Origin of the sequence: Amphritea atlantica (assembly GCF_018860855.1) — a bacterium.
GTDB lineage: Bacteria > Pseudomonadota > Gammaproteobacteria > Pseudomonadales > Balneatricaceae > Amphritea > Amphritea atlantica_A.
This window is the reverse complement of the sequence record NZ_JAHKQE010000013.1, coordinates 153,766-171,439: the sequence shown is the minus strand read 5'-3', so window position 1 is coordinate 171,439 and position 17,674 is coordinate 153,766. Positions and strand designations below refer to the sequence as shown.

7 protein-coding genes are annotated in these 17,674 nt (G+C 46.8%); 6 read left to right on the top strand and 1 reads right to left on the bottom strand.

Features of this window, described 5'->3' with window-relative positions:
- The first annotated feature begins 125 nt into the window (after positions 1–125).
- The 6 genes from KO512_RS05650 to KO512_RS05625 all read left to right on the top strand — a co-directional run bounded on the left by KO512_RS05650 (position 126) and on the right by KO512_RS05625 (position 17,190).
- Positions 126–7,736, top strand: a complete 7,611-nt coding sequence (locus KO512_RS05650; RefSeq protein WP_215951356.1) for a sacsin N-terminal ATP-binding-like domain-containing protein — start codon at positions 126–128, stop codon at positions 7,734–7,736.
- Entirely contained in the window at positions 7,733–10,435 is a 2,703-nt protein-coding gene (locus tag KO512_RS05645) for a DEAD/DEAH box helicase (RefSeq protein ID WP_215951355.1), read from the top strand. Before KO512_RS05650 ends, KO512_RS05645 begins: the two co-directional genes overlap by 4 nt.
- Positions 10,436–10,488: 53 nt before the next feature.
- Entirely contained in the window at positions 10,489–10,986 is a 498-nt protein-coding gene (locus tag KO512_RS05640; protein WP_215951354.1) for a hypothetical protein, read from the top strand.
- A 286-nt stretch (positions 10,987–11,272) separates the two neighbouring features.
- Positions 11,273–12,226 (top strand): thioredoxin family protein, encoded by a 954-nt coding sequence (locus KO512_RS05635; protein ID WP_215951353.1) that lies wholly within the window; start codon positions 11,273–11,275, stop codon positions 12,224–12,226.
- A gap of 2 nt (positions 12,227–12,228) precedes the next feature.
- Positions 12,229–13,617, top strand: coding sequence for a conjugal transfer protein TraH (locus tag KO512_RS05630; RefSeq protein WP_215951352.1), 1,389 nt, complete (start codon positions 12,229–12,231; stop codon positions 13,615–13,617).
- Positions 13,618–13,620: 3 nt separating this feature from the next.
- On the top strand, positions 13,621–17,190 hold the full coding sequence (locus KO512_RS05625; protein ID WP_215951351.1) for a conjugal transfer protein TraG N-terminal domain-containing protein: 3,570 nt from the start codon (positions 13,621–13,623) through the stop codon (positions 17,188–17,190).
- A 32-nt stretch (positions 17,191–17,222) separates the two neighbouring features.
- Here KO512_RS05625 and eexS read toward each other — a convergent pair whose 3' ends face one another.
- A complete protein-coding gene (gene eexS, locus KO512_RS05620; protein WP_215951350.1) occupies positions 17,223–17,654 on the bottom strand; it encodes an entry exclusion protein EexS in 432 nt (143 codons plus the stop codon).
- Between the last annotated feature and the right edge of the window lie 20 nt (positions 17,655–17,674).

Genomic DNA, 17,674 nt, shown 5'->3' with positions numbered 1-17,674 from the left:
TCGGTCTCTCGCAAGAGGAGCCGGCGCACAATCGAGCTACTGCATAAAGACCCTCAATGGCCGTTGAGGGTGGGCCTCCAATTTACCCTGAAATGGAACGGAATTAACCATACAAGGAATATAACATGTCAGGATTCATACAAGACCCCATTCAGTTTATTAATCTGATTGCTGACAACTTACGTGATCGTTACCAAACAGGATTTCCAGTCCTGAAAGAGCTTATTCAGAACACGGATGATGCTCCTGCCACAGAGTTGCACTACGGCTTGTCTCCTGGCTTAAAAAATGCCGCCCATCCTTTGTTACAAGGTCCTGGTTTATTTCTGATTAACAACGGTGAGTTCAAAGCGACGGATGCCCGAGGGATTCGGTCCTTTGGCCAAAATGCGAAAGCCGCAGACCAATCGAGTATTGGTAAGTTCGGTCTCGGAATGAAAAGCGTGTTCCACTTTTGTGAAGCCTTTTTCTTTTTAGCCCATGATGGTGACAGGTCTTATGCAGAAGTCTTGAATCCTTGGAGTGGCCCCGAGGACATGGATAGCCTGCATAGAGAGTGGGATATTTTTTCAGACAATGACGCTCAACTCATGCGACAGAGCCTATCTTGTATAACTGACAAAATAGCTAAATCGGTGGAACACTGTTTCATACTATGGTTGCCCCTGCGCCAGAAATCACACCTTGAATTACCAAATGGCGAGCATTCTGGAGCGATTGTTTCAGAGTTCCCCGGCGACGATAAATCACTGCTCAACTTTCTTGATGACGAAATGCTTCCTGTCAAGATTGCAGCTTTACTTCCAATGCTACGCACTCTCGAAAGGATTTCATTTTGGCAGTTTGATAATTCCGGGGATTGTAAGATCAAATTTGAGGTAGCACTGGGGGAAAACACTGCACGCCCGCCCCTAATAAGTATGATTCATTCGGAAGACAGTGTCGGGGCTATTCGCCACCAGAATATCAAGGGACGTGTCGAGGTTCTCAATGGTAAAAACAAACAGACAATGGCTTTTCAGGGGTTTGAGCATTTTGGGTGGTCTCAAAGGCTGACCGAACTGCACAATAATGAATTTTGGCCCAGTAGCTATGTTCGGGGAACCTTAGGGCGCGAGCAGGAGGCCAAGGATAAAGCGAAGCCTCACGGCACCGTATTCTTTTCCCGAATAGCCGGAAGGGGAAGACTGACGGCCAACTGGTCTGTATTTCTGCCACTTGATGAAAAACATGCAGCTGAAACAGTGACTATTAATGGCGACTATCATTTTCGACTGACGCTGCATGGTTACTTCTTTATTGATGCTGGTCGGCAAGGCATCCATGGACGAGATAGTTTGAATCAGTATGCTCCAATTGAACTTGACAATGAGGAAGCTCTGCGTCGGGCCTGGAATCAGGAGCTGCTTAATCATGCCGTCCTACCGCTGCTATTACCTGCCTTGGATGCTTTCTGCCGTGATCAGCGACTGACTGATAAAGCTTGTACAGAACTCTCTCGTGGTTTAGGGCTGATATCCTGGGTTAAACGTTTCCGTGAACAGATCACGCTGAAAAACTGCTGGATTAGAGAGCTCCGAAAAAATAGTGCTGGGTGGGTTTTAAGACCCAGCAACAAGCCTGTCCTATCACTTCCGTCACCACCAGAAAAAGACAGCGAAAGACCTTGGCGGCTGTTTACAACCCTCGATGATATTGCTGAAGATTATCATCTTACCCTATTAGATTCGCCGAATGTGATACACCACAAGCAAGAGGCTCAGTGGAGTGAGGCAGACCTTCTGCGTTTATTTAAGCGCGTCAACCCCGAACTATTTTCAGATGGGAAACTTCTGGATTATTTTACCCAATTCCTGGCGCAATCAGCGGGGCCGTTTTTGAACGTGGGGTCAGTGAATAGCCTGCTTAGAAATATCTTTAAAGAAGGTCTGATGCGCTATGGGGAAGCAGGTCTTGGCAGGAACCAGAAGCTTGTTTGTGACATCGTTTCTCACTTCGTTGAAAACCACTGTTTTTGTATCAATGACAATTTGCCTGATCTACTGATTAAGCAGTTGATGCAGTCAGGCATTGATACCGTCTTGATTCCAAAACGCTTCTACCCTTCAGAGTGGAAGGGCGGCGAGCTATCGGTGGGCGACGCCTATGAGCTTCTATGCAAAGTAGATGATGCACTGAATCACTTCAGCTCAGAAAAAGGTTACAGCTACAAATCCACTCTGGATCTGTCAGAGCAAATCATCAAAGGCGTGAAAGCAGAAGATCGTCCCGCTTTAATCCAACGTTGCGCCCGCCTGAATATATTGGAAGCCTATGACTGCAAAGCAAAAGCCTCGTTAGCCATTTCACCTAGCAAACTGGCTGAAGCCAAAAATAATGCGCTGCTGTTTGGTTATAGCCCAGGTGTAACACCAAATGAACGTTTAGGTTTGGCTACAGATTTGCAGCAGGTATTGCCCGATGATCGCGTTCTTATCATTAATGCAGATAAGGCCAAGCTAATCTTTGAGGAAAAGCTGCAGCCCTGTAACAGCAACGCCGTATTGGGCTCTCTTGGCACCAAGTCCAGAACGTTAGGTGATAGCAAAGTGCGTGCATCTTTGGCTAGTAAGCTTGGAATGCCCGAAGGTGATATTGAGATTCAGGGGCTACGCTTCCTGCTACATACCAGTCAGGCGCATTTTGAATCCGTTAACGATTCACTGTGGATCTTAGGCGATGAGCAACACCCTGTTTGGTTAAAGCTTTGGTCTCAGTTGGTTGATGATGAGGAAAACCCGTGGAACCTTATTGATAGTGGTGTTGCTGATAGCCTTGCCCGTGATAAAGCCCGCAAGGTTGGTATTAAAGAGATTCGGGCAGCGGATGTTATCGAAGATCTCTGTCAGCAAGGCTTTTCATCGATTGATGCTGATCTGTTTGATCGTGAAGAATGTGAGCAAATACTTAGTGCAATCAAAGATGATCAACTCTGGATCAAAGCTCCTTTTCACTGGAGCCACCACAATAAGCCGGTACCGGGTGATGCTCAGAACGTTTATTTCACCGATGACTCTCAATCTGTTGATCAGAAGCTACTGCAAAATATCGACCTTATCTTTCCTAGTGCTGATCCGGCCTTAGCCCAGCGCCAGAAAAATCTATTGCCGCCACTGGATGAAAATGCCCATATCCAGATCCTACTCAGCAATACACAAACCATTAGTGTTTGGCGCAAGGTGATGGATATCTTAGAAAGCTTGCATCAACTTGAGCAACAGCCAGCATGGGAGGTTGAACAAAAAATCAAGGCGACGGCATGGATTACCACGACTGAAGGAGATCTGGTCGCGCCGAAGGATATTGTGTATTTACCGGCAGCAACTGCTGAACTGGAATCGGTGCAGGCTAAGATACCCGGAAGCTTTTCACTTGAAACAGCGCTTTCCGATAATTTCAAAACCCATGCATATTACAGCAGGGCCAGAGATGCGTTTTTTGCAACGGGCTCCGAAGGCGTTGCAAAGCTCGCCAGCGTTATGGGTGTGCTTAAGCCCTATTGGCTGGGTGGAATCAGTATTGCTGATAACGATGAACTGCAACAGTCTGCACAAACTCTTTCAGCCTATAACCATCCCGGCTGGCAGCTATTGTTCACACTGTCAGCAAATGAGTGCTACGAAAAGCCCGATCTGATGCCTTTGTTTAACGCGCTAAACAAAGGTACTGAGATTGAGGTGCTGGTTGAAATAATGAACTGGCTGGCCAGCCTTGAGCGCAGCGATAAAACCACATTACAGATCTTTAATGCTTATCTTAAGGCGTTTAGCCAACGACCACATGCCAGTGATTTCTTGCAGAACCTGAAGCTTTTTGCCCAGGATAAACAATGGCGCGACAGCGAGGATCTGGTCAGCGGTGTTGAAGGCATCAGTGCAGGCTGTATGTTGGACTATAAACAGGGTCAAATTTTATCCAAAGTTATTAAGTCTGATGACACTCACACAGCCTCAAAAACGAATGCGTATAGCTCAAATCGAGGAGATCCGGCTGCTGCTGCCAATATTGTGCGTAATTACTTTCAGCCCTGGACCGGCAGAGTACCCTCTGCACTTACTGCACTGTTTACGTTGTTACTGGGGCGTGATGATGGTGTTCAACAGCTATGCGATGAACACTTGGGGCAACACTCCAGAGAATGGCTGATCAAGCAGATTCCATGGACGATACCGGAGGATATAGAACATGGTGCGTATTGCTGGCTATATGGTGACTCGCTTGAAGAGGCTATCGACAAATTCCGCATGTCGGTAACAGTGCATTCGGGTGAATCGAAGGCAGTTCTGTCCATTCTGGGGGAGACCATTACAGTTCCCCTCAACGACAAACCCTCCAATCTCTTTATCGATAAGCCCAAGTACTACAAAATAAATGAATCTGATGACTATCAGGTAGATCTGGAATTGCGAAAGGTTTCATCAGAGACGTTATCAGACGAACAGCTATCCGAGCTTCTGCGGAAATCCAGTGAATATTTGCTGCGTGAAGTCTATAACCAGAAAAAGATGCAGCTAGACTCGCTTTGGGTAGAACTCAGTAAATCCGACCAAGTGGATATTAAGCTCGCTCAAGCGTTAATTCTGAAAAATATTCCCTTCTACCTTAAACAGCTTGGCACGCACAAGCACCCAAGCCTGAGCGATCACCTTACCCAGTATCGAGACTTTGAAACAAAAGAGCAGGAGTTTTCCGATAAGCCTGAAGCTGATATCTATAAAGCCAAGCATGAACAGGTTCTACAGCACATAAAGCAGATTATCGAGTCTGACGAAACAGCTCAGCAGGCTATTCTTGAATCAGTTCGCAGAAAAGTGGGCGATTTTCAATATCAACCGGAAAATATTCCCTTCGAGCTTTTCCAGAATGCTGACGACGCCCTCCAAGATTTAGAGCTGATTATCGAAGACCGTCACAGTCAGGGACAAGTTTCCGCAGACCCTATCCGCAAGCTGGTGATTGATATTGCTCAGGACTCACTGGTGTTTATCCACTGGGGGCGTGCCATCAATCAGTTTGGCAACAATGCTGATCTCAGAAGAGATAAAGGCTTTGATCGTGATCTGGAAAATATGCTGATTTTGTCAGCCTCAGATAAAGAAGAGGGTGTCACAGGCAAATTTGGCCTGGGCTTTAAGAGCGTTTGGTTGATATCGGAGCGCCCTACAATTGTCAGCGGTCGTTTGCAGGCTGAAATAACCGGAGGGCTATTACCCACCCCAACAAATAATCCGGCAAGCCAGACCTTAAGGTACCGGATGGCTGAACTGCACCGCCAGAATCAATGGCCAGGTACAGGGCTTCATCTTCCACTGGTTGATGATCACAAGGGTTGTGAGCTGATCAAACCGTTTAAAGCAGTTGCTGGGCTTTTAGTCGCTTTTGCCCGAAAGATTAATACACTTGAACTCTGCGATAGCGCAGGACAGACGCAAAGAGTGGTCTGGGACGCTAAACCTGTACTGGATTGTCAGCGTTTAACTTTCGGGCGTATCGACTTACCGTCAGGTCACCTATCAGCCTTGAAAATTACGTTAAAAGATAGCGATATTATTATCCCATTCGGGCCTGATGGCTTTCAGGTACTACCGGAAAAAATACCAAGTCTTTGGGTGACAGCGCCTTTAAAAGAGAGGGATTATCTCGGATTTGCCATAAACGCCATGTTCGAGATTGATGCGGGCAGATCCCGATTATCTGCTGATGCTGCTGCAAACACACAGCGTGCTGAATTGATTGGTCAGCAGTTATCTGAATCACTGGATCATCTTTATCAGGCTGTGGAAGAGCAATGGCCGCAACTGGTATCGGTTTTCAATCTGAACTCAGATATTACGCGCTATCAGTTTTGGAACTCACTGTGGAAAGTCATATTTTCCAGGCTGCCACGACTGTCTAAAGAGTCCGGTGTCAGAATCATTGCGGAAACGATTCTGAAAGGAGGCTTACACAAACTGGCCACTCAGCAGCGGGCTGTTCCCAATGGTCTGGCAGGAGAATACGGGCGGTGCATTCGCTCTGGAGATGTCCGATACGTATTAAAAGGTGCTCTAAACCAAAATGCGCTATTTTCGGTGGTGGCAGATATACCCTGTTTTCAAGGTATGCTTGATGCGAACATGGCAATAACAGAAGAACGGTCAACTTGGCTCAAGTTAGTTGTGCCTGAGTTTGCGTCAACCTCCACACAGTGGATGACGGTCAACTTGTCCTCTTTGGTCAGTTCAACGGACGCTTTAGAGATTTCGCCATCTGACGCAGAAAAGCTGGGCAGCGTACTGAATGCTTCAACCTTAAAGACGTGGCAAGAGGCTGATGCTCCTGCCGATCAGATAAAAGATTTTGAAAAGTTTTCCGAAATAGCTCACGAGTTAATGTTCCGCAATCAGAAGGGGCAAAAAACCAAGGCTCAGAACCTGCTGCTCCACAAGCAAGAGGGCGATGAGGCGCTTCGTTGGGGCTTTGCACCCTCAGATTACCGCCTGTCAGATGATTATGGCGCAAACGCCAGAGCATTTTTCCAGCTATGCCGGGAAAAAATGAATGCTCCGGCAGAAAAACTTAAAGATTGGGTTTTGCAGGCAGAAGGTAACAACCGCCGTGTTGCCGCTTTGCACTACTTAATCAAGGGTGAATTGGCACGTCAAGTCACTGAGCTTTTACATCATCGAGGGCTTAATGGCACTTGGCTGGCGGAGATAAGTGATGACTCAGAATTGCTATCAGACTGGGATGACGAAAGCCGCAGCACCTTGATTTATAAGGTATTGAAAACGGCTGAGGAAATTAAATGGCAATTCCGTACAGTGCCAGAGTTTTATGATATTCAGCCTCAATCTCATAAGCCTATAGATGCCGCTGAAACCCTCAACAATATTTATCACTGGTGGGGCGAGCATAGACACCAGTATTTGAAGGATTACCAGAGAGAAACTTTCCCAAATACCCATAAAACCAATTACTTGGATGATGATCTGGGTGATTATAATCGTTCCTCATGGCTAACGCTGCTTCTGCTAGGTGGCTTTCATACCATGGGAAGAATGAAGCCTTCTCAACACCGGGGCTTTATTGAGACTTGCCAACACCGGGGATGGTGGGAAGTATTTACTGCTACACATCCAGAGGAACGCTTTAAAGACTGGATGAAGGTTTTGGATCAGTTCATTGGAGAGCAAGTCGATGAACAAAGCTATGAGTATTGGATGGCACGTTTCCCAATTATCTACAAACTATCGCGCAGGCTAGATGATTACGCTGAACTATTTTTGGGTTTTGAGCGCTATCAGAAACCATTTGATCTGGCAAAAGCGCTGACGCCTTCAGCGGATACCGATCAGCAGGGTGGCGGAATTATAGCCTCTCCACTTCGTAATACGCTCGGTATAGGAGCCAATTTTGTTGTCAGGGAGCTGATCCGTAATAACGTCATCGATACGCCCTATCTGCGTGAACATGCGTATGTACCTTATAAAAAAGTACGCCTTTTGCTGGCTGAGATGGGCTGTGATCTATCAGAAGACGTGCTGCGTCACCAGCGTTCACCCATGATTGCTCAGTTTATCGAAGAGAAGATCGGCAATGATAAGGCGACGTTTTATGGTGACTATGATATTCCGTTAAGAATCGTAGCGGAGGATCAATGGCTTCAAGAGGAACTCATTGGCTGCAAGCTACCTGAAGACGAGGTATTGCTATGACTGCGCCTACTGAAGTGCGTTCTCTGAACTCTGGTGACGGCATCATTCATAAGCGCTATGGTCCCGGTACTGTTGAATTTGCCAAAGAAAAATCTGCCATTGTTCGCTTCGAGCATGGTTTGGAAGAGTGCAGTATCGATTCATTATCGCTCAGTATAAGCTTGGATGCTGCTGTCTCGAAGGGAGAGTGGCATGACCCTCTAAAAGTAATTACAAAGTGCCAGGCTGCGGCTATTCATTCTGTGAATGATGCTTGGGGGGTGTTCTCACGCTCCCGGATATCACTATTGCCCCATCAGCTTTGGGTGTGCCATAAGGTCTCGCGGCAGTGGCCTATTCGCTACCTGGTTGCGGATGATGTTGGCCTTGGTAAGACCGTTGAAGCGGGGCTTATTCTCTGGCCACTTCTCTCGAAAGGTTTGGTGCGGCGACTTCTGGTACTGTGCCCAGCGTCCTTAGTCGAGCAGTGGCAAGTACGGCTGAGAGAGATGTTTGATATCAGGCTGGCGCGGTATACAAGCGAAGCAGACACGCAAAAATCAGATTTCTGGAATACGCATAACCAGGTTGTGGCCTCTTTGCCCACTTTGCGAGCCGATAAGCATGGCCGTCATGAGCGTATGTTGGAAGCCGAGCCTTGGGATATGGTGATTGTTGATGAGGCGCATCACTTAAATGCCGATGAAACCAGCGGCTCTACGCTGGGGTATCGCTTTGTTGAGCGGCTGATTCAACAGGATAAAGTCGAATCCTGTATCTTTTTTAGTGGGACGCCGCATAGGGGTAAGTCCTTTGGTTTCTGGTCGCTGTTGAAACTGCTCAGACCTGATCTATTTGATCCTAAAAAAGAGGATGATTTGCAGATTCAATATTTGAGTGAGGTTCTGATCAGAAATAACAAAAGCCTTGTAACCGATATGCAGGGTAATAAGCTGTTCAAACCTGTCAATACCTTTCAGGAAACTTATAGCTACCGGTATGCAGAAGCCGAATTTTATGAACTGCTGACTGATTTTATTGAGACCGGTAAAGCCTATGCTACTTCACTTGCGGCTCAGGAAGGTCGTCAGGTGATGCTTGTGTTGATTGCCATGCAAAAGCTTGCTTCAAGCTCTGTTGCTGCAATTAGGGGGGCATTAAAAGGTCGCCTTGGCAGGCTGTGTGCGGAAAGGGTTCAGCTCCAGAGTAAGATTAACCTATCGGTAGACCTGAAATCTGTGTTATCTCAGGCAAACAACGAATCTCCGTTGTTGAGTGATCTTGAAGAAGAGATTGACCTTAAACTTGCTGAGGCGTCTTTGTCCCTGATGGAGTCAGAGATTCCAAATTTAGAAGCCTTGGTTGCCGCTGCCGAACAGGTAACCTCTGAAACCAAGATCGAAAAAATACTCGAAATTCTGGATGGACGCTTCAAAGACCGTCAAGTGCTGTTTTTTACAGAATATAAAACCACCCAAGCGATGCTGATGTCTGCGCTGATGACTAAATATGGCCATGATTGTGTCACCTTTATCAATGGTGATGAACGGCTTGAGCATGTTGAACTTGCAGACGGTGATACTGCAAGGTTTTCCATACCCCGTGGCGATGCGGCAGATCGCTTTAATGAAGGCAAGGTTCGCTTCCTGATCTCGACTGAAGCAGGTGGCGAAGGCATTGATCTGCAGGATAAATGTTACTCGCTGATCCATGTCGATCTGCCGTGGAACCCGATGCGCCTGCATCAGAGGGTTGGGCGTCTTAATCGGTATGGCCAGCAGCATCCGGTTGATGTTATCTCTCTGCGTAACCCTGATACGGTCGAATCCCGAATATGGGACTTGTTGAATGAAAAACTTGCACGCATTACCACTGCACTGTCTGGAGCCATGGACGAGCCAGAAGATCTTCTGCAGCTGGTTCTCGGAATGTCAGACACCTCTGTTTTTAACGAGCTTTTCAGTCAATCCGGTAGCCTTAAGTCAGAACGCCTTGATAGCTGGTTTGATAACACGACAGAAACCCTTGGAGGAAGGTCTGTAATAGACACGGCTAAAGCGCTTGTAGGCCACGCGACACGTTTCGATTTGTCCGGCTTAAAAGATGTTCCGAATGTCGATCTGCCCGAGCTTAAAAAATACTTTGAAAACATGCTGACTATTCATAGACGGCGGCCATTAACGACGGATACCGGCCTGACATTTAAAACCCCTGATGAGTGGTTGGATGAACTGGGTATTCGGCGAAAATATGAGAACATGTTGTTTGACCGAGATGTTCCGGGCGGAAAAACAGCAGAGAATATTATTGGCGTCGGACATAAAGTCTTTGATAAGTCCCTAAAAATTGCATTAGAGCAGCCCGTTTCGTTGGCCTGCATCAGTGAATTAGAGGCCCCTATTATCGTTTTTCAGGTTTTTGATAGCGTGACTGAGCGTTCCGGTTATATGCGCCAAGCCGTGGTTGGGCTTCAACAAAGAGAAACATCAGACTGGAGATTTTTACGGGACTGGGAGTTAATCCAAACACTTAATCAGCTGGCTCCGAGAGAGAATAGAGAGAAAGCTGAGCCAGTGGATCTACAAAAAGAGCTGCCAACAATTGCCGACTTTGTTAACAAGTCATCAGAGATCATTAAACCTAATATTGAAAGTTTTGACTTCCCATTTAAAGTACCGGATTTTCGGCCATTGGCTTTAATATGGTGCCGAAAGTCGTAACTCTTAAGCCCTTTTGAAACGCTAATGGATAGATGAACTAAAGGATGTTGCAAATGCCTTGTCATTGCAAGATATGCGGTTTCGAAAAACCGGTAACCAGTAACTTCAAACGTTGGCCCGGTATTCCGGGATTTAAGCTCGATTTCTACCCTGTGACCCAGAGAGGTCTACCTGATGGTGAAGTGATGGGCTTTATCTGTTCACGTTGCCTACAATCTGCCAATAAGATGCGTTCTTATACCAAAGGTATGATGTTAGGTGTTGAAGTAAGCCGACATGCGGTTAATCGCTATATTGAACGAACTAAAGCTGACATCGATGATTTTGACCGTGGCAGAGTTGCCGTTATTCGAGCTTTCTCGAAGGCGAAAAAAATCAAGTTTAAAGACGAATATACGGTAAAGCGCATTATTAGTAATAACTATAATTATGTCGACTACTACTGGGTAGGTGATCTGGTTTTTGTTGTGACATCAAATCAGCCAAAGACGATTGTCACTGTTGAAAGGCTGTGGGGGAAAAAATTAAATGAAGATTTTTTTGTACTTTAGCCAAGCAGCTACTGCTGCTGAAAGAGCGTAAGTAATGAGATGAACTCCTCTTCACCTAACCGGCATCGATATGCCAAAATATTGAGTAGACCATTATACCCAGCTAGCTAGAAGGTGCAGAAAATGGACCCTCTGTGATTTTCAGGCTAGTTTCCCATATTTCCCCAAAAAGTCGAGTCAACCGGAAAGGTGCTTAGCAACACACACAATTCCTTCATCTATCTGGCCAATCACACTTACCGGGATCTTTAGCATGTTAGCTCTATGAGATTTTCTGGAGCTGACAATGAGAACCCCTTTGTTACCTTGGTTCATCCTATGGGTGGCCATCCCAATCATTATTTTCTTTCTATTCATCTTGCCCGCCCTTGCCAGTGATGGTCCATTCTATCAGCGTGGTCAGGAAGGCTGGTTTTGGTATCAGGTCATTCCTGAGCCTGAACAGCCTGAACAGCCTGAAGAGCTTATAAAGCCGGAGTCTGGTTCCGTTGAGTCCAGTCAGAGCGGGCTAAAGCCTTTCAGTGCTGCTTGGTTTCGTGAGCACATGCAGTCGTTCATGGACAAGGCAATTGATGAGCCGACGAATGAGAATGTCAGAGCCTATCTTTACCTTCAGCGCGTCATGATGGATAAGGGGTCACGGTTTGCAGATGTTAGTCAGCAGGTGGTCATGGGCGATCCTGTTTTGGATGAAATCAGTCGCAGGCCCTTGGCGACCTACGCTGCCAATCGGATGGATCGAGAAGCTGGCGCTCAACGGGATGTTGCTTTAGGTGAGGTAGCAAAACGGGCTGGCTTGTTCTTTTTCTATCGTTCAGATTGCCCTTATTGCCATGCTCAAGCGCCTATCATCGAATCCATGGCCTTGAACTACGGTTTCGAGGTGTTTGCTATTGCTGTCGATGGCTTGCCTTTACCCGGTGGAGAGTTTCCCAATTACAAGGTCGATTCAGGACAAGCACAATCGTTGTCCGTTACGACTGTTCCAGCGGTCTTCTTAGTAGACCCGCCTAATGTCATCACTCCGATTGGCCAGGGCGCAATGAGCCTTGATGAGCTCAATAATCGAATCATTCTTGCAGCCCATCAAGCCGGTTGGATTGACGATCAAACTTACTATGCCACCAGACCTGTTCAACCGGGCGTGTCACTCGCGATGTCAGCCCAAGAGCTTAACGAAAAGATATTACAGGACCCTGAGTTCCTTGTTCGCTATCTGCGTGCACAAGGAGGGTTGTAACGATGAAAAAAGTATTTCAAGTATCGCTAATCGCCTGTGCGATTGGTTTTTCGTCTATGAGCCAAGCAAGTTTGCAACAGGAGATGAACCAGTTGTTTGGTTCAATGACCAACAGCACTGCGCCTGGTGTATTCGAGAGTCAACGACGTGGCGTTATATCTGGAGGAAGTGTTGTTGTTCGTAACAGGATCATGAATGAGAACCTCGTCTCTATGGTGCCACCGTCATTCCAAGCCGGTTGTGGCGGCATTGATATGTTCGCTGGAAGTTTGTCATTTGTTAACGCGGATCAGTTTGTTCAATTACTTCGCTCTGTTGCTGCAAACGCCAAGGGGTATGCATTCCAATTGGCGCTCAGTGCTATGTGTGAGAAATGCTCCCAGCACATGGAGACACTACAAAAGAAAATCCAGCAGTTGAACGAGTATTTCGGCAATTCCTGTCAAATGGCTCAGGGAGTCGTGAACGATACCCTGGCTGCTTTTGGTAAAAAGGGGCAAACAGAAGCCAGCATGTTGAGCTCACTTAAAGGGGCTGGAGACGTTTTTACCAGTTGGAGTGAATCCAACGGTAAGAACCCTTACGAGAATGCTTCAAGTGTCGCGGCATCTGATGTGAACAAAACGATTAAAGGCAATTTGGTCTGGCGAGCACTGAAACGTCATTCGGCATCAAGCTGGTTTGCATCGGGGGATGAACGTTTTCTTGAAGCGGTTATGTCAGTGACTGGCTCGATCATCGTTGGTGATTTAGCGAATGCGGCTGATGGCCAAGGTAAAGCCCCAAAACTGACCAGACTGAATGGCAATAAAGTGACTATTGAGCATCTAATTCATGGCGGTAACGTCGCTATGTACCGATGTGACACAGTGACACAAGACGGCTGTCTAAATCCGACAATCACTAACGTGACCCTAACCGGGTTATCAACTCAGGTCGAAAATTTACTTCTTGGTACAGGTTCTAGTAACGGCATTATTTTTAAGTTTGCTCGAAATACTGGGGCAGCTAGCACCACCGAAAAGGCTTTTATGACCTCGGCTCCTGCGAGCATTGGCGGCATGATTCGAACACTTTCTGCATTAAATGAAGGGGCCGCTAGGTCGTTTGCTTCAAGAGCTGCGCCATTTATTGCTGTTGAGATGGCCCGAGCATTGGTTGAAGACATGCTCAATGCAGCTAGAAGTACCTCCGGTGTGGAAGATCATGCCTATGCGAAGTTGTTAACTGAAGACCTTGAACGTGCACGTCGCCAAATCAATGAGGAGTACGCTGCGTTGCAGCGAAGATACGGCTCAGAGCAAGAATTGCTGGCGCATTTTAACCAAGTGATTCAGACCATTCGCAAACAGCGTTATTACACAGTTAAATCTACAGCGCTGGGGGAATAGACAATGTGGGAAATCTATTCCATCGGGGATTCGGCTTTTTTAGAGCAGGTCTTGAACGCTGTCGCGATGATCACTGGTACAGGCGACTTTACTTCAATGGTTCGTATTGGCTTGCTCATTGGGGTATTGATAGTCTCTGTTCAGGCCTTGATGCAAGGTGGTCGTGGGATTAACTTTCAACACGTTTTAGTCTCATGGCTAGTCTTTGCAACCATGTTTGGACCCAGTACCCGAGTGAGCATTGAGGATGCGTACACGGGGCAAGTTCGAGTGGTTGATAATGTGCCCATCGGTGTTGCTGCCGCAGGTAGTACGATTTCTACTGTTGGCTTTCAAATCACGCGATTGTTTGAAACCGCCTTCTCAACTCCCGCCATGACGGAATACGGCTTTGCATCCAGTTTACAGTCACTGATTAAAGTGAGAAAACAGGTGATGGATCGCTCTGGGTTGGGTGATGCAAATCGTGTCGGCGGCTCGGATATCGAGCAATCGTGGTTTAACTACATCAAAGAGTGCACCTTGATTGGTATCGACATCGGCCAAAAGAACCTCGATCAGGTGCTGAGTGATCCTAACCCGATGACAGCGATTAGGTTTGATTCGCGCATTTATGGCACTCGAATCATGCTCAGTGGTAGCAGTAGCGATCTGGACTGCACCGAAGCCTATAGCCAACTGAAACTCATGACAGAATCAACCTTCATTCCAAGGCTTAAACAGGTTCTGTCAGCCTCATTGGGGACTTCGTCAGCCACTGACACTGATGACGTGATCCGAAATGCATTGAATAACCTTGGTTTGGCTTCGGTTAACACCCAAGAGTACATGACCGCGTCGTTGCTTTTGCCTATTTATGAGCAAAGCGTGACGGGCAAGTATATGGATGATCAAGCTTTCACTGCAGCCGTCATGGTTAACCAGGCGATAGAGCAGCGCAATACCCAATGGGCGGCGGAGCAGACTCTGTTCCAAAGTATTGTTCGTCCGATGATGACGTTTTTTGAGGGTTTCATTTACGCCATCACCCCATTGATGGCCTTTGTGATTGCCCTTGGCCAAATTGGGATGCGAATGGCCGGGAAGTACTTGTTAATCCTGCTTTGGATTCAACTTTGGATGCCTGTCATGGCCATCATTAACCTGTATATTCATTTAACCGTTGCAGGGAAAATGTCGGCACTTGATGCTTTTGCAGGTACAGAAGTGCCATCTTTTGCCGGGATGATGCAGATGGATTCAGTGCTGCAAACCTGGATAGCTACTGGCGGCATGTTGGCGTCGAGTGTTCCGGCGATTTCGCTCATGCTCGTGTATGGCTCAGCAATAACCGCAACCCACTTGGCTGGACGTCTTCAAAACGGCGATGCCATTGATGAAAAGCTGGCAAGTCCAGATGTCGCGAAAAATGCCCCGGTAATGCAATCACAGTCAATGTTCCAAAATTCTGCCCTTACGGGTTCTGCTATGACCGGCGCGTCAAACCTACTAAGCAGTTTCTCTGTCGGAAACGCAGTGGGTTCAATGGTCGGCTCTGCAAAAGAATCCATGACTCAGGCAACTCAAGCCTTTAGCCGTCAGGTTGGCAATACCATGAGTCGAACCTTTGGTGAAAAGCTAAGTTACGACAACCTTTCTTTAGTTGGACGTCAGATTGGTTCTTCTAATTCCGCATCTAGCGCCGTTGTTAATCAGGTTACTGATGATCTGCAAACACGGTATGGTTTCGGAGACGATAAAAAAGATGCTGTACGTGGCTTGGTATCGGGCGTGTTATCGGGAGGCCTAAGGGTTGGTGGCGATGGAACCATTACTAATCCCGGTGAGAAAGAAGTTGCCGATAAGGGTTTTCTTGGGAGGCTTCTTGGAACGGGCGGCAATGATTCTCCACAGGGTAATTTGCCTGGAGTTGATAAGCCAGATTCATCTCGTGTACCAAAACTATCAAGGGTACGAGCTGGGTTGGATCTAGGTGGTAACTTTAGTGGCCAAGTTGAGTCGTCAGAAGGCAGTTCTCGGTCTACGACCGCAAATACGCTCACTGGGGAGATGCAAAGCTTGGCATCGAGTGATTCACGACGTGCTGAGTTTCGCGATGCGATGGTTAAGGACCTTTCAGATTCAAGACGCTCTGGCGTTGAGATGTCGTTGTCTAATCAAGACTATCAGTCACTTCAGAGTTCAGCACAAGACGTTATCACGGCATCAAACCGCTTTAGTGAGCTTGATCAGGCCAGCTACAGTCTATCAGGACAAAGGAACACGGATGGTGCGACGTTAACTCGATTAGCAGCGGATAATCCTGAAGTCATGAATTATTTAGGTCGCTATATGAACCAGCATGTTGAAGCAGGTAACCGATTACGTGAAAACCTTCCAATGTATCAGCGCTTGCTACCTGATGATAATCAGGCGTATGTGGCCGCAGCTATGGAGTCTTTAACCTATAGCAACTCGTCTACGCCCGCTGAACGAGACAATGATTATCAAGCAGCAATGACTGTTATGGCCATGGCTACCGGAGTCGATTTACGCTCAATACAACCGCGCTCTAATGAAGGCTTGTCATCAACGGCACCTACTTTTGGTGGTATTCAAAGCCAAGTTGAATCGGGTGTATTGGGCGGCTATGAGGATGCTGCAACAGTACAAACGCAGTTCAACTCTGCTCAATCAGCTTACCAAGCCAATCTGTCTGGTGTAGATGGACAGTTAAATGCGCATCAGCAACAAGCCCAGCAGGCTGTAGCTTCTGACACAAGTACCTATCAATCTGGACTAAACAGTGAAGCTGGCTCTCAGTGGCGATCTCGCATTATGGCTGATGATAGCGGAGTATCTGGTGCTGAAATGTTTTTCAACAGCGCCAGTGCAATTGGTGATTTCAGTGGTAAGCATACTGATGCAGCACTGCATACCTTGAATCATTTTGGCGAAGACTATGAGAGTTACAAGGAGCAAGCACTTGAAGATCCAGGCTCACGAGGTTTCTTGCACAATGCAACGGTGGCCAGCAAATCAACATGGGATGGGTTAAAGGCCGCCGTTGATGCAGGAACCTCTTTGGAAAACCCATTGACGTGGTTTAATGATGCATACAGTGGATCGAGTTCGCAGTATGCTTCCGAAGTAAACTGGGGCACTAAGTCTGAAGCCATGTTGGCGGGGGCGTTTGGTGCAGCAGTTAACAATCGATATGGTGAGTTCTTAGAACAGTATGCCGATGATTTTAAACAGGAAGCATACAGCGAAGGGCAGAGAATGGGATTGACCCCGATTCAAAGTCAAGTGTTCGCTCAAGCTTTCAATGAAGGTTTGGCGGGGCGCGTATTCAACTCTGAAGACTCATCGAGTTGGTCGCTTGAAATGCTTGGCCTAAGGGAACAAATGCTAAATGAGTATCGTCAAAAGGATGAGAGTGGCGCTCACATCCACGACAGTGTGTCCGAAGAAGATAAAGCATTTGTGGATAAGCAGATTGCAGTGATCTCAAATGCATCCCTTGCGGGAGATTATGCTCAGAACAACTTGATCGATATTAGGGCCTATAACCAAGCATCAGGAAGGAGCTAAAAACAGAAGGTAGCCAGCTTGTGATGGGCTGGCTATTTTTTTTGCCTTTTGGGATACCTTGGATAAAAGCCATCAAAAAACGAATGGAGCTTATACCAATACCATTTTTCTTCAATGCTCAAAGTTCTACCCGAATCTTTAACTTGGCTGCTCAAGAATCTAATTCCAGTACAAATAGCTAAGAAAAAGAGTCCCAAACCAACAATTGTCCAACTCGCTTGCCAATATGCGATTGCTAAAAACATAGTGATGATGGCTATAAGTCCGATGGGGTTACAGGTCGCTTTGAATCCCAAGTAGCTGAAAAAAACGATGGTGCAAATCAGAAATGGCAAAGCCGCTAACTTGGCAGATGCTGTTAATATTTCTGAAGAAAAAAAATGAGCCGCAGCCAAAGTCGCCAGAAAAAAAACCAGTGATATAACCCAGCAGCGTGCTGGTAAAGATTTAAGTAAGTTTGTCATCTTTTAGTACTCTCAAAGTG

Excerpts from the sequence above, each read along its gene's own strand:
- KO512_RS05650 (WP_215951356.1), top strand. The coding sequence starts at position 126 with ATGTCAGGATTCATACAAGACCCCATTCAGTTTATTAATCTGATTGCT.
- KO512_RS05645 (WP_215951355.1), top strand. The coding sequence starts at position 7,733 with ATGACTGCGCCTACTGAAGTGCGTTCTCTGAACTCTGGTGACGGCATC.
- KO512_RS05640 (WP_215951354.1), top strand. The coding sequence starts at position 10,489 with ATGCCTTGTCATTGCAAGATATGCGGTTTCGAAAAACCGGTAACCAGT.
- KO512_RS05635 (WP_215951353.1), top strand. The coding sequence starts at position 11,273 with ATGAGAACCCCTTTGTTACCTTGGTTCATCCTATGGGTGGCCATCCCA.
- KO512_RS05630 (WP_215951352.1), top strand. The coding sequence starts at position 12,229 with ATGAAAAAAGTATTTCAAGTATCGCTAATCGCCTGTGCGATTGGTTTT.
- KO512_RS05625 (WP_215951351.1), top strand. The coding sequence starts at position 13,621 with ATGTGGGAAATCTATTCCATCGGGGATTCGGCTTTTTTAGAGCAGGTC.
- eexS (WP_215951350.1), bottom strand. The coding sequence starts at position 17,654 with ATGACAAACTTACTTAAATCTTTACCAGCACGCTGCTGGGTTATATCA.